At 36.8% G+C, this 13,526-nt stretch carries 11 protein-coding genes, 1 tRNA gene and 1 riboswitch; of the genes, 3 read left to right on the top strand and 9 right to left on the bottom strand.

Annotation, left to right across the window (positions count from 1 at the left end):
• Positions 1–33 precede the first annotated feature (33 nt).
• The gene (locus GQR87_RS08370; RefSeq protein ID WP_158968343.1) at positions 34–345 is read right to left on the bottom strand and encodes a hypothetical protein; all 312 of its coding nucleotides are present in this window, start codon (positions 343–345) and stop codon (positions 34–36) included.
• 391 nt (positions 346–736) lie between these two features.
• Between GQR87_RS08370 and asnS the strand changes: the two genes are divergently transcribed.
• Positions 737–2,134, top strand: a complete 1,398-nt coding sequence (gene asnS / locus GQR87_RS08365) for an asparagine--tRNA ligase (protein WP_158968341.1) — start codon at positions 737–739, stop codon at positions 2,132–2,134.
• Positions 2,135–2,251: 117 nt separating this feature from the next.
• Positions 2,252–2,770: a hypothetical protein gene (locus tag GQR87_RS08360; protein WP_158968339.1), complete on the top strand. Its 519-nt coding sequence runs from the start codon at positions 2,252–2,254 to the stop codon at positions 2,768–2,770.
• A gap of 824 nt (positions 2,771–3,594) precedes the next feature.
• On the opposite strand, the gene GQR87_RS08355 is transcribed toward GQR87_RS08360, so the two are convergent.
• The 7 genes from GQR87_RS08355 to GQR87_RS08325 form a co-directional block, all read right to left on the bottom strand.
• Positions 3,595–3,671: transfer RNA gene (locus tag GQR87_RS08355), tRNA-Trp, on the bottom strand.
• Positions 3,672–3,787: 116 nt separating this feature from the next.
• Positions 3,788–4,612, bottom strand: coding sequence for a phosphotransferase (locus GQR87_RS08350; protein WP_158968337.1), 825 nt, complete (start codon positions 4,610–4,612; stop codon positions 3,788–3,790).
• Positions 4,613–4,626: 14 nt separating this feature from the next.
• Complete coding sequence (gene pnuC / locus GQR87_RS08345) at positions 4,627–5,253, bottom strand: nicotinamide riboside transporter PnuC (protein WP_158968335.1); 627 nt, start codon at positions 5,251–5,253, stop codon at positions 4,627–4,629.
• Entirely contained in the window at positions 5,253–5,510 is a 258-nt protein-coding gene (locus tag GQR87_RS08340) for a hypothetical protein (RefSeq protein WP_158968334.1), read from the bottom strand. The genes pnuC and GQR87_RS08340 overlap by 1 nt, the downstream gene beginning before the upstream one ends.
• Positions 5,511–5,570: 60 nt before the next feature.
• Complete coding sequence (locus GQR87_RS08335; protein WP_158968332.1) at positions 5,571–7,700, bottom strand: TonB-dependent receptor; 2,130 nt, start codon at positions 7,698–7,700, stop codon at positions 5,571–5,573.
• Positions 7,701–7,758: 58 nt separating this feature from the next.
• Positions 7,759–7,866, bottom strand: a riboswitch (TPP riboswitch).
• Between the two features lie 89 nt (positions 7,867–7,955).
• Positions 7,956–8,798 (bottom strand): hypothetical protein, encoded by an 843-nt coding sequence (locus GQR87_RS08330; protein WP_233267432.1) that lies wholly within the window; start codon positions 8,796–8,798, stop codon positions 7,956–7,958.
• A 67-nt stretch (positions 8,799–8,865) separates the two neighbouring features.
• Positions 8,866–9,267 carry an acyl-CoA thioesterase gene (locus tag GQR87_RS08325; RefSeq protein ID WP_158968328.1) on the bottom strand — a complete coding sequence of 134 codons (402 nt, stop codon included), beginning with the start codon at positions 9,265–9,267 and terminating at the stop codon, positions 8,866–8,868.
• 71 nt (positions 9,268–9,338) lie between these two features.
• Here GQR87_RS08325 and GQR87_RS08320 point away from each other — a divergent pair, with 71 nt between their 5' ends.
• Positions 9,339–11,444, top strand: a complete 2,106-nt coding sequence (locus GQR87_RS08320) for a tRNA(Met) cytidine acetyltransferase TmcA (protein ID WP_158968326.1) — start codon at positions 9,339–9,341, stop codon at positions 11,442–11,444.
• Here the strand turns inward: GQR87_RS08320 and GQR87_RS08315 are convergent.
• A complete protein-coding gene (locus GQR87_RS08315; protein ID WP_158968324.1) occupies positions 11,441–13,519 on the bottom strand; it encodes a fused MFS/spermidine synthase in 2,079 nt (692 codons plus the stop codon). The two genes, GQR87_RS08320 and GQR87_RS08315, sit on opposite strands and share 4 nt — an antisense overlap.
• Positions 13,520–13,526: the final 7 nt, after the last annotated feature.

Below are 13,526 nucleotides of genomic sequence, written 5' to 3'. Positions count from 1 at the left end.
GGCTTTAGATAATTATATTATGTCTTTGGCAAGCTAAGAATTAAACTCAAAATACAGGATAATCAAACTCGATACAGCTGCAAACATTAAAACATATCCATTAATTCCATAATGATCACTTTCACGTCTATTACGTTTACGTTTCATTAAAAGTACAATCAAGCTAATAAACACGCAACCACACAGCAAAGCAACCAGATAAAAACTTAAAGTTTCAGACCATTCTTGTCGTCCTTGCACTCCCCAAAATTCTTGCACTCCAGACACAAATTCAGGACGAGCGTCATGAAAAACAAGGATTGCAGCCAGAAAGACAAACCAACCCAAGACATTGAAGGCAACCATACATTGAAACAAGGTATCCTTTTCCCGAGGAGTCTTTCTTCTATTTAGAATAGGCTTTTGAACAGTCACATTTGTTTTCATTTTAATTAACAATTGTCTTATTAGAACACTTTGGCTTAGCACATTAAAGATAGATTTTTCTTGAGTCTATGACCTACCTGCGTAAAATCACACATCTTGTGTAATTAGCTAGGTAAACAATATATATTATTGTTTTCGACTAATCTCAAACTTCCATTAAATATGAGTTGTCTCGGCCAATATCTATCAGGATGACAATAGCCAGTAACCTAGGAAGAACAATCGATTAAATATATTTTGATAATTAATCAAATAAACAGATTAACCTGACCCTCTGGTCCTAAATACCCAAATAATTAGAGAGAAGTAAATGGCACACGCCGCAGTGGCAGATATTTTTGCCGGTAAATATTCAGTTGGTGACCAAGTCACAATTAAAGGATGGGTAAGAACTCGCCGTGATTCTAAGGCAGGTTTATCATTTATTGCATTACATGATGGTAGTTGTTTCGATTCAATCCAAGTCATTGCACTCAATACCCTTAAAAATTATGCCGACATTCAAAAATTAACCGCCAGTTGTTCGCTAGTAGTAACTGGGTTATTAAAAGCGTCTGAGGGACAAGGCCAATCTTTAGAAGTAGACGCCCAAAGCGTTAATATTGTTGGCTGGGTAGAAAACCCAGATACTTACCCAATGTCTGCTAAACGTCATAGCATTGAGTATTTACGTGAGCATGCACATTTGCGCCCACGTACCAATGTAATCGGAGCCGTCACACGAGTTAGAAACTGCCTTTCACAGGCTATTCATAGATTTTTCCATGAACAAGGTTATTGCTGGGTGAGTACCCCCATTCTAACAGCAAGTGATACCGAAGGTGCGGGAGAAATGTTCAGAGTGTCGACCTTAGACATGATGAACCTACCGAGAACCGAAAAAGGCGACGTAGATTTTAGCCAAGATTTTTTTGGCAAAGAAACTTTCTTAACGGTTTCAGGCCAATTGAACGGCGAAGCTTATGCCACTGCCATGTCAAAAATTTACACTTTTGGTCCAACTTTTAGAGCTGAAAATTCTAATACTAGCCGTCATTTGGCTGAGTTTTGGATGATAGAGCCTGAAGTAGCATTTGCTGATTTAGCCGATATTGCCCAGATATCTGAAGACTTATTAAAATATGTATTTAAAGCGGTTCTGGCAGAGCGTCCCGATGATATGGCATTTTTTGCTCAGCGCATCAATAAAGAAACCATTAGTCGCTTAGAAAAAGTTATCGATCAAGACTTTGTGCGTATGGACTACACAGATGCCATCGAAATATTGCAAAACTGTGGTAAATCGTTCGAATTCCCTGTGAGCTGGGGAGTGGATTTATCTTCTGAGCATGAACGTTATTTAGCCGAAGAACATGTTGGCTCCCCTATTATCATGCAGAATTACCCTAAAGATATTAAAGCTTTCTACATGCGTATTAATGATGACGGTAAAACCGTTGCGGCAATGGATGTACTAGCACCAGGCATTGGTGAAATCATTGGTGGTTCACAACGTGAAGAACGTTTAGATGTATTTGACAGACGTTTAGCTGAAATGAACTTAAACCAAGAAGATTACAGCTGGTACCGGGACTTACGTAGATACGGTACAGTGCCTCACGCCGGTTTCGGACTTGGATTTGAACGCCTTGTTGCATATGTAACTGGCATGCAAAATGTCAGAGACGTGATTGCTTTTCCTCGTACACCGGGAAATGCAAACTACTAAAAACAGTAAATAGAAGATAAATGAAAACACCTTCTACTGCAGAAAGTGCTCTTCTGTTCAATACCTAATAAATCAGTACTTTACTAGAACAATATTAGACAAACTTAAGGAATATTAATGGCTTCAGCAAAACTGCACAATGATTTTAGAAAATATCACCGCTGGTTAGGCTATTTTTTAGCTGGAATTATGGCGGTATATTCAATCAGTGGAATTCTACTTATTTTTCGCAAAACAGACTTTTTAAAGTTCAACTATGCAGACGAAAAACAAATAGCGGCCCAACTTACTCCAGAAGCCTTAAATCAATCACTGGCTATCAAAAACTTTAAAGTATTAACCAATACTGCAGAGCAAATCACTTTTCAACAAGGTAGCTACCAAAAAGGTAGCGGAATAGTTGTGCTGAATAAAAAAGACTATCCAGCACCTTTAGCTAAAATGGTTAAGCTCCACAAGGCTACAACTGGCAGTCCATTATTCATCCTAAACATCACCTTTGGTTTATCACTATTATTTTTCGTCATATCGTCTTTTTTAATATTTATGCCCAAAAATCCAATTTTCAAAAATGGTCTTAAAATAGCTGGTCTTGGCTTCATTTTTGCAATTTTTGTAGTGATATTCGGCTCTTAAGTTAGATAAAAACCTTATTTCATGTAACGCCTATCAGCACTGTCATTTGTACTTAGGCGTTGCACAGTATTCATAGTTGTGCTGGGAACTAAAAAAACAGATAACAGCTTTGGAAAATAAATATATTGTGGATATTAGTGTCCACCCTATGAAATTTTAAATTTACAAAACTGCGTATCATTTTACACAGGCTTGCGATATAAAAATGTTGGACTCCTGCTTGTTAAATACTTTTTCACCCGTATAGCGACCATCAAGCAAACTTCGATTTTGTCAGCATCCGCTAGCTAGTCTTTCAAGCCATCTAAATGGCACATAATCATGACTATTAACAATAGATGCGTGTTCCCGTTCTTAGAGGCTAACCTCGGTTCCTCTTACTTGGACCTCTATTAAAAATAACTAACCTGAGTTCTGAATAAGAAGTATCGTCCAAGATAAATTTAACGATATAATTCAATAACATAATAACATTCGTCCAAATCACCTCACCTGAATACTCACTCGGTGACGAAATTTTTCGTGTATAGCAAGGCGGATTGTCCTACGTAATAACGTGTTATTGCTAGACAATCCAACGCCGCTAGGCACAAAAAGAGCGTTATCGAGAGGTTCAGCTTATCCAGTATTCAGGTTAACTACATCCACATTTCGTAAAGTATCGATAGCCAAGCTGCTCATTAGAACATTGGTTAAATATGCAATGCGGGCGAACCTAGGCGTTTACGCCAATGAGGAGAGACCTTCATTGAGCATTATTATGTGAAGTAGTTTTAGTAGTTCGGGAAGTGTATACAGAAGATTGCACAGAATTTAGGAAAAGTTGGCAGGGGTGGAGGGATTCGAACCCACAACCGTCGGTTTTGGAGACCGCCGTTCTACCAATTGGAACTACACCCCTGCTGACCGGCTGAATTATACTTATGCCGGCCTAAAGGTAAAGTGATTTTGTGTAATCTATTCACTTGCTTGTATCGTTCGCACGTTTTTTAAGCTAAATGTGTAGATAAACAACAATTAACTACCGTTTTTGTTTTCAAGTTGTTTATCTGCAGCCTTAAACCACAGTTTGTTAGTAAGTGCAGCTAAAGACTTCATTACAGTCACTTGTTGTATAATTTTAGCTAAATCGATACCAGTAATTTTTGAGTATTCTAGCAATAAGCATTGTTCACATTCCAAAGTCGCTCGATTAATCAGTAGACTAGAAGCAATATCAAAATAACGATTAGAATACGCTGCATACTCCCAATCAAACACAATTCTACTTTCACCCACTAATACATGTTGCAACGATAAGTCATTATGACAGACACGTAAATCTGCAGGATCTGTATCAGACCAAACTTTGGCCCACTGTCGTAGCTGATTAGATTCTGTTGCAGTTAAATTCATTTGAGAAAGGCTTAAATATTCTTGCCATTTAGTGGGTAAATCTAAACTTGGTAAAGCTAACGCTGCCGTGTTTTCGATATTATGAATGTTAACTAAAGTTTGGGCTAAATAACGGTATTTTTGTAAACCCGTCAAATCAGCATCAAGTAAAGACAAACCTTCAGACCATGTATCTACCTGAAATGATTGGGTAGATGATAAATAATGGGGAGTAGCACACATGCCCAATAAAGCTAGGTGTTGCTGCTGAGTAAATTGCTCAGTCCTATCTATATTCACCATTTCATCACTGGTGAAAGATTTAACAAAGTAAAGGCGGTCGTTATCCAGTAGTTGATAACTTTTGTTAACCGCCCCACCCTTTATCTCTTTTAGTTGGCAATTATCTGAGAACAAATCACTAGAGATTAACTCCTCTAAAATCAATTGTGCTGATAATTGAATCATTTAAATTACTCGACTCAAGCTTCAGAAGGTAAAACGTCTGACTGCTTATCTTTACCCCAATTAATATATCCGTATACAGAGAAGCCTAAGTACAAAGTAGTTAACACTGAGGTTAAATATAAATCTTTAGCAATATACAAATAAACCCCAGAGGCATTGATCACAGCCCAGTAAATCCAATTTTCACGTACTTTATGTGCGACCAAAATAGTTGTAAATACACTAAAAACCGTAATAAATGCGTCTAAATATAGATGCTGGGCATCTAAAATTGATTTAGCTAAATAAGCTAAGACAAAACTCAAAACAGTTAATCCAACAATTGAAAGTATATGTTTTGAGAACGTCCAACTAATTACCTTTAAGTGTTTAGATCCAGGTTTATTCCATTGCCACCAACCATAAACCGCCATAAAAATATAATACGCATTGAGCAACATATGAAATGGCAAAGACACTTCCCAAAATATGTATGTATAAATAGACGTGCCGATAAAAGCGCAAGGCCAACACCAGATACTTTGTTTAGCTGCTAACCACACATAGGCTAAGGCCAATAAAACAGCTATGGCTTCTAACCCAGACTGCTGTTGAAACTGATTGATAAATTGTTCAACTATTTGGGAAATAGCTTGCCCCATTAAATTTCGTTCGTCATTTTGTCACCATTCAAAAATTTGCAGACAAAAATAGCTTGTCCCACTTTTTCATGGCTACGTTGCATTTCTTCAGCTAACAATTGCATGGTAGGTAAATACTCTCCACATACAGTCGTACTAGTTGCAGTAGTGACAACTTTTAAGTTTTCATATGTGTTGAGACGGTCAATAAAATCTTGAATGGGTTGGATATATTGATCTTTCAACGGGTACATAGATATTTCAGCGGCTAATTTCATAAACTTCCTTAAGTAAAGACTGGGTTAAACAACCCAATCAAAATTATTAAATAGAATGGATTAAAAATGATACTTTACGTTTACACCAACACGTCTAGGTTCACCAAACTGCTCATAAACATGCGAGGTCCATTGATCGCGAGGATCATTACCAAAAAAGAAGCCACGGTTTGCATATTCTTTATCGAACAAGTTACGGGCATAGAGACTCACCCCCCAGTCGCCCATTGAATAATCTAAACTGGTATGTACTAAAGCTATACTTTCAGATCGATTATCGTGACTAAATGAATAGTAGAAATCGTCTTTTGCATCCACTTCTACTAACCACTTCAGGTTCGGTGACAAATCGGTAATGACTCCTAAGTTCACTTGATACTTAGGCGCGTGGGCTTGCTCTCTGCCATCGATAGTTTCTAAAACATCATTAACTTCACGCGTCATGCCTGTCACTTCAGTTCGTAAATAACCTAAGTTGGCAAATAACTCGACGCTATCAGAGGCAAGGTAATTGATGCTAACTTCCATTCCGTAGTTTTTACCATCCGCTGCATTGTTGATAAAATCGATAAACGATTGGTCTTCTACAATGGAGTTTTTAAACTGTACATCATCACGTTCTTGATAAAATGTACTGAAATCGAGGGTCAAGGTGCCTTCTTCATTACTACCTTTAATACCAAACTCCAAGCCTATTAATGACTCAGCTGCAAATTCCACATTATCTAATACCGCTTGTTGTAAAACGGGATTCTCGATGTCGTCTAGCTTGCTCATAGCCTGACCGTTAACCCCACCCATTTTATAACTTCGTACTAAGCTCAAATACAACATACTGGTATCACCTACATTCTGGTGATAGCTCAACTCAGCCCCCCAGTCATCATGATCTAAGTTTCTATCAAGAGAATTAGAATCTACATAAGACAATTCTTGTGAGGCTAATCGTAGGCTAGAGGTTATCCATTGGGTATCAGATAACACATGTTTATACTGACCGAATAAAGCGTAATTTTTTCTGTTCACCGAACTTAAAAATGAGCTGCTTAACCATGTATATTCACGTTGTAAATCTTCATCTTCCTTAGAATAATACAAGCCAATAACCCAATCGTTATCTACACTATCTTTGCTTGAGAGCTGAATTTGTACAGAACTATCTCCACGGTCTCTAAAATAATAATCGGTAGAAGAATATTCTACATAATACCCTTCTGGATCATTTACTAGATCTTGCGGTGCATAGCCTACATAAGTCCAATCTTCATCATACCCATAGGCTAAATCTGCTTGCATAGCACTAGCTTGAATCTGTAAATTGGCCCACTCTAAACCTTGATAATCAGCAGTCACCGCCAACGCTTCACTTTCTTGACGGTCAAATCCTGGCTGGTCTGACAAAGTGGACCTGTCTCGAGCGATAGAGAAAGTATCATAACCATTATCAACATCAATTAAATGCAGCACAGTTTTGATTTTAAGATTGTCAGTAACTTGCCAATTCAATTTAGCTCTAGCGGTTAATTCGTCTAAGCCATTTGTGTCATCACGGTTTAAAAAAGTATTTTCTACAAAGCCGTCACTAACATTTTTATGCACTGACACTCTGTAATCAACTGAATCACTTATCGCGCCACCGGCTGCTACACCTGCGTTCCAACTATCATAGTTAGCCACACCAAACTGAGCATTCAGACTGCTATCGTCAGTGGCTTCTGTGGTGATAACGTTAATCATGCCAGCTAGACCATCGGCACCAAAACGTGCACTATTGGGTCCTTTAAAAATCTCAACTTGTTGTACATCAAAAGTACTGGCGCCAGCCATTAAACCAGAGTAATTAATACCATCCACTAGATACCCTACAGATGGATTAACCGGATCGGTAAATTGGCTACGTTCTCCAATCCCTCTAATTTGTACAAAACGACCTCGACTGGCACCTGATGCAAAATTCACGTTTGGTGCGCGATTTAATAATTCTTCAAGGTGCTGAGCTTGGCGTTGTTCGATAACTTGTTCGGTTAAAACAGAAATGCTAGTTGCCATTTCAGACAAAGGTGTAGAAGTTAAGGCACCGTAAACGGTAACACGCTCAACTTGTTCTAAATCAGATTTTTGTGCAGACACTTGTGAGCTAGCCAATACAACACTGATTAAACTAGCTAAAGATTTTTTACTGAAATTCATTCTAGGATCTCTTCATTATAGAGTGAAAAGATCCGGGTTTACGGCAGATAAATGGGAAATTAAACTGTATTACCATTCCTACGCCGGCATTATCCGGATCAGGTGTTAGGGTTCGAAATATAAAATATTTCAATCTCAGCCGAAAAAGGCACCCCTTGGTTTTGAATAAAGATATTTTTATTTACTCAATGGCGGGCATTCTAACAGTCAAACAATTAGGTGCAAGCCACTTTTAGAACCATAAAAGTATATCTATTAGTTAATTTTCATTTTGATTAATTTTTGAGTGGAAAAGAATGAGCCTTCTTGGGTAATCCAAACATCACCAGATGGCGTCACACACAGCCCTTCCACTTGGTTATAGTTTTTTAAAACAAAAGATTTAATCAATTGAAACTGCTTATCTAAAATCGTGACAAAAGGATAAAATCGCCCTAATCCTTTTAATTCATAACCTACCAAAATAAATCGTTCATTTTTAGCGTCATAATCACCGCCTGTGACTATTCCCGGCAAGCCTTTTATTGATATAAATGGTTCTATTTTTTGTTCTAATACATCATGTTCTAAACGATATATATGCAAGGTTGTGGTACGCCAGCTTTTTGAAAAAAGATATAGTTTGCCGCCCATACTGATAATCGATTCAGAATCGAAATCATGGTTAAGATATTCATTTTTCTTTAATGAATTATCTAGATAATATATTTTCACGGTACTTTTGGGTTTAGCATTGCTATTTTTGTCTACAGTATGAATTTGCACGAACTTTCTTTTGCCGTTGTTATTTCCGGTATCACCAATGTGGAAGTGATCGCCGTCGCCAGTTAATGACTCCCAATCTCTATTTTTAATATCAATGACTTGACGATTTATCACTTTGCCACTGTCACTAATTTTATAAATAATCGGTTTGTTCCCAGAATCATTTACTGTGTAGGCACTACCGGGTTCAGGACAATACAAAGCTGATGTTTCCTGTAACTCAACACCTAGCTGCAATTCTTCTAACACACTGAAATTAATAGTATTTTGTGCTATGGAACTACAAGCCGTTAAGGCATTAAAAGATAATATTAAAACTAGTCTGTATAACAAGGGTCTTCCTTGGGTGTAAAGAGCTCTTCGAGCTGTGGTAAAAATTCTATCTGGCATGGTCTATAGTTTATATATCTAACTCTTGTTTGTCTTTTAAATCAAGAATTTCCATTGTTTTTCCATGGGCTTCTGGTTCACGTGTACTTGGATTCAGTTGCACAAATACAATATCGTCAGCTAAACAAATTGTTTTTTTGGTTATTTTATTGCGCACCAAACATGTTACCGTTATTGATGTGCGGCCAACTTTTTTTGTCAAAAAACCAAATTCAACAACGTCCCCCTGCATTGCTGGCGCTTCAAAGCTTACCGCCCCTATATGTTTGGTGACCAAAACATTCGTTTCTAGCTGACAAATTGCATAAATAGCTGATTCTTCATCAATCCATTGCAGCACACGTCCTCCAAATAAAGAATTAGCATAATTTAAGTCATATGGCATGACTAAACGCCTAGATAAAAAACGCATTCGTATTCCTTTTAAACTTTGCTTAAACTAGCAGCATAATTATATCTTGATAACCCATATATTAGGTCACCTTGCGCAGTCAATTACAACAATGGATAAACCTTCGCCATAATACACCTTGCCATAGACAGTTGCTTGTCATTAGTGGCGAACAAGAGTGGTCCAAACAAATAGTTAAATCACATTTTGCTAAGTTAGATAATCTAGCTACATTATGGGTTGGCCAATCTGACAGGCACAATAATCAAATACATATAAAAGACTATAGAAGTAAATTAGGCCACGAATATGATTATGTTATTTTAGATGCTTTTGATGGCTTTCGGACTAATGCTGCAATGGCTTTGAGTGGCACGATAAAATCAGCTGGATTAATGGTGATATTGTGCCCAAAATTAAAAGATTGGCCAAACTATCGTGATCCAGAACATCACAACAGAATATCTTATGGATATTCACATATCGATTGCTTTAGTTACTTTTACCAGTATCTAGGCAAAAAATTTGTAGATGATGTTAGTGTGGCCATATTCACTGCAGAACAATTTATTGCTCCTGTTTCTAAGTTAAAAACCGACAGCACAGAAAAATCATATACACAACAAAACCTAGCGGTTTCAGCTATCTATAAAGTGGCTAAAGGAAGAAACAATAGGCCTTTAGTGATAACAGCTGATAGAGGCAGAGGTAAATCCTCGGCGTTGGGGATAGCGGCAGCTCAGCTTATGCAAGATTCAAACATTAATATCATCATTACAGCCCCCCATATAGCAACAACGGAACAAGTATTTCACCATACAAAACGGCTATTACCCGAACATATTCTCGAAAAAAACAAACTCAGTTACAAAAATAGTCAACTCTGTTTTGTTCCCTTAGATAAACTTATTCTAGATCCTAACACAGCTGATATTTTACTGATCGACGAGGCTGCTGCAATACCAGTTGAGACACTAATTAGGATGACAGAAAAGTATACACGAATTGTTTTTTCTACCACGATTCATGGTTATGAAGGCAGTGGCCGCGGCTTTGAGATTCGATTCAAAAAGAAGTTAGCTGAATTAAAGCCGGAGTTTAGAACTGTCCACCTCGAAGAACCTATTCGCTGGCATAAGAATGATGCTTTAGAACAATTTTGGTTTAACTCTCTTTGCTACCAACAAACCCCAGCTGTAAAAATAGAATTGTCTAATCATCCAATTTTATGTAAAGAACTAACAAAACAGCAATTAGTGACATCACCTGCAGATTTTACTGCCATCTGCTCTTTACTCATTAACGCACACTACCAAACCAGTCCTGATGATATTCAGCGTCTGTTAGACGCACCTGAGTCTAAATGTTTTGTTATCACACAAAATGACAATATTTTAGGAGTGGCCCAAGTAAATGAAGAAGGTGGACAGAGACTCAGCGATTTAGCATTCGATATTTCCTCAGGAAAAAGGAGACTAAAAGGACATTTAATCGCGCAAAATATTGCATCTCATTATAACCAAGCCGCCTTTTCAGAATTAGCTCAATGGCGGATCAGCAGAATAGCCATCAAACCAGATATTCAGGGACACGGTTTAGGTAGTCAATTACTTTCATATGTCGAACAACAAGCTAAAGAGCATCACATTGTTATGTTAACCACAGCCTTTGGTTGCAGTTCATCCTTGTTAAACTTTTGGCATCAAAATAGATATGAAATGATTAAACTGAGTAATAAAGTCGAAGTATCAAGTGGTGAAAACAATTGTATGTGTGTCAGTTATCTAGCTGCTCTGCCAAACAATATGCTGAAATTAATTCAAACTGAGTTTTATCAAGAAGTAGTTTTTCAAGTCGATAAAGCTTGGCAGACAATCTCTGCGACTTTATTAGCAGATATATTAGCCAGAACGAGCAATGAAAAAGAACTCCCTAGTTTCCAAATAAATATGATCGAACAATTCTGTAATGGAACTCGGCATTATACTTCTATAATTAGGATTGCAAGGCAGTTTATTTTATCAAGAGCAATACAGTTAAAAACCCTAACAGTAAATGAACGAAACTTAATCATTGCCGCGGTAGTACAAAATAAACAGTATAAACAAATAGCGATTGAGTTTAATTTAACCGGTAAAAAACAAATTGAACTTGCCATAAAGAATGTACTAAAACTGTTATTATCAATGAAAAATTAATTCAACACTTTTAATATTGGCAATAAACTTGAGTAGTCGTCAGTCCATTTCACTCTTTTGTTTTTTGACAAAGATAAAGCGGTTTGTGCTTTAATTAAGTTTGGATTTTCGAGTACTTGTGTATTTTTACTCAACAACAGCCATTCTGCATCGTGTTCATTAGTGCCCCCGGATGTAGAAAAAAACATAACCTGCATGTTCAATAAATCAGCATTGCCCAACACAACTGGCAATAAAGACAAATGCCTATTAGAAATATGCAAAACAATAACGCCGTTATTATCGATATGCTGGTCATATAATAAGAATGCTTGTTGAGTAAGTAGATGTGTTGGTATTTGATCACCAGAAAATGCATCAATAACCAAAACATCAAAATGATTCAATTGGCCCTTATCTAACTCAGCTTGTAAATTAACTCTGGCATCTCCTAACTGTATAGATACATTAGCATTAGAGTTTCTAATAAAACTAAAATACTCATGGGCGAACTCAACTACAGCTGGGTTTAATTCGTAGAAAGTATATTCATCATTCGCTTTACCGTATGCAGCTAATGCCCCTACTCCCAACCCCACTATGCCGACATTTAATGAGTCATGATAATTAGATAACTCAGTTAATACCAACTCAACACCTGTAGAAGGACGATAATAACTTAAAGGGATGTTAGTTTTGGTTGGCTCTAAAGATTGCCCTCCATGGGCAGTAGTACCATCGACTAACCTTCGTTCTTGTACATTTCCTTCTACAACATCTTTTACTGTTAATACTCCATAGAAATTGCGTGTTTTAACTATGTCATATTGTTGATATAGGTTATTCATCTGTAGGAAAATTAGCAACAGACACAAACTACCAATAAAACACAAACTAGGTAATAAATATTCACTAGACTGCTTTTTTGGTTTTAGTTTTGTGGCCTGGGCTGATATAACTTTATTATGACTCAACAAAGAAAAACCTAATAAAACGAATACAGAGGCAATAGCGATTGGAAACTCAAAAAAATCATCAAAGCTGTATTGAGCCACTACCGACACCATAAAACTACCAAAGACGCCCCCCATGGATAAAATCAAATAAAATAAGGTGGGATTATGCTTTTCCGGTTTCAAATTATTTAGTTCACCATGGCAAATCATGCAGGCAGTTAACAAAATAAATAGATAAATAATGACCTGGGTTAAGATATCAAATTGGCCACCGATAAAATAAATAAACACCCCAAGGATTGCTGCAAATATATATGTAGGTACCCAAAATTTTCTTTGATAAATATTCCAGTGACTAAAAGCAAGGACATAAGTTCCCAAATATAGGGCTAAAGGTGCAACCCACAGAAATGGCATAGGGGGAACATTTTGAGTCATAGCATTTGTGGTTGACACTAAAATAACCACACCTAATGCTGATAACAAAAACCAAAGAAGCATGCTTATAATAGGGATTGATTTAAGACTGATAGGATTATCAATTTCGTCAATTATATTTCTGCTTCTTCTAATCACATTAATACATATACCACTAATTACAACTACAAACAAAATAAAGCAAGCTGACCAAAAAAAGGTTTGGCTAGTCAATAATAGAGTTGGCTCAATAAATATTGGATAAGTAATTAACGCTAAGAAAGAACCTAAATTTGACATAGCATAAAGTAAATATGGATTAGTTAGTTTGTTAAAACGACTAAACCAACTTTGTAACAGTGGGCTTGTTGCAGACAAAACCAGAAAAGGTAAACCAATACCAAAACCTAATAGTTTCAATATATCTAAAGTAGGCAGGCTACTTTCAGTGGATAGGTGTAACTCTGAAAACTGTATGGGTAAGGTCAGTAAGCTGACAAAAAGTAACCCTAAATGAATAAAAGCTTGTTTTTTAGCATTAAAAAAACGAGACAAAAGGTATGCGTAAAAATATCCTGCCAATAAGAAGAACTGAAAAAACAACAAACAAGTTGTCCATACACCCGCTCCTCCTCCAAACCAAGGTAATAATATTTTTGAAGCGATGGGTTGGATTTGAAAAACTAAAAAAGCACTGATGAAAACGGTAACAAAATACTGCATCTATATA

It is taken from the genome of Paraglaciecola sp. L3A3, assembly GCF_009796765.1.
Classification (GTDB): domain Bacteria; phylum Pseudomonadota; class Gammaproteobacteria; order Enterobacterales; family Alteromonadaceae; genus Paraglaciecola.
This window is presented reverse-complemented; position numbering and strand designations above follow the sequence as displayed.

Coding starts and splice junctions, on each gene's coding strand:
- GQR87_RS08370 (WP_158968343.1), bottom strand. CDS start 345: ATGGTTGCCTTCAATGTCTTGGGTTGGTTTGTCTTTCTGGCTGCAATC.
- asnS (WP_158968341.1), top strand. CDS start 737: ATGGCACACGCCGCAGTGGCAGATATTTTTGCCGGTAAATATTCAGTT.
- GQR87_RS08360 (WP_158968339.1), top strand. CDS start 2,252: ATGGCTTCAGCAAAACTGCACAATGATTTTAGAAAATATCACCGCTGG.
- GQR87_RS08350 (WP_158968337.1), bottom strand. CDS start 4,612: ATGATTCAATTATCAGCACAATTGATTTTAGAGGAGTTAATCTCTAGT.
- pnuC (WP_158968335.1), bottom strand. CDS start 5,253: ATGGGGCAAGCTATTTCCCAAATAGTTGAACAATTTATCAATCAGTTT.
- GQR87_RS08340 (WP_158968334.1), bottom strand. CDS start 5,510: ATGAAATTAGCCGCTGAAATATCTATGTACCCGTTGAAAGATCAATAT.
- GQR87_RS08335 (WP_158968332.1), bottom strand. CDS start 7,700: ATGAATTTCAGTAAAAAATCTTTAGCTAGTTTAATCAGTGTTGTATTG.
- GQR87_RS08325 (WP_158968328.1), bottom strand. CDS start 9,267: ATGCGTTTTTTATCTAGGCGTTTAGTCATGCCATATGACTTAAATTAT.
- GQR87_RS08315 (WP_158968324.1), bottom strand. CDS start 13,519: ATGCAGTATTTTGTTACCGTTTTCATCAGTGCTTTTTTAGTTTTTCAA.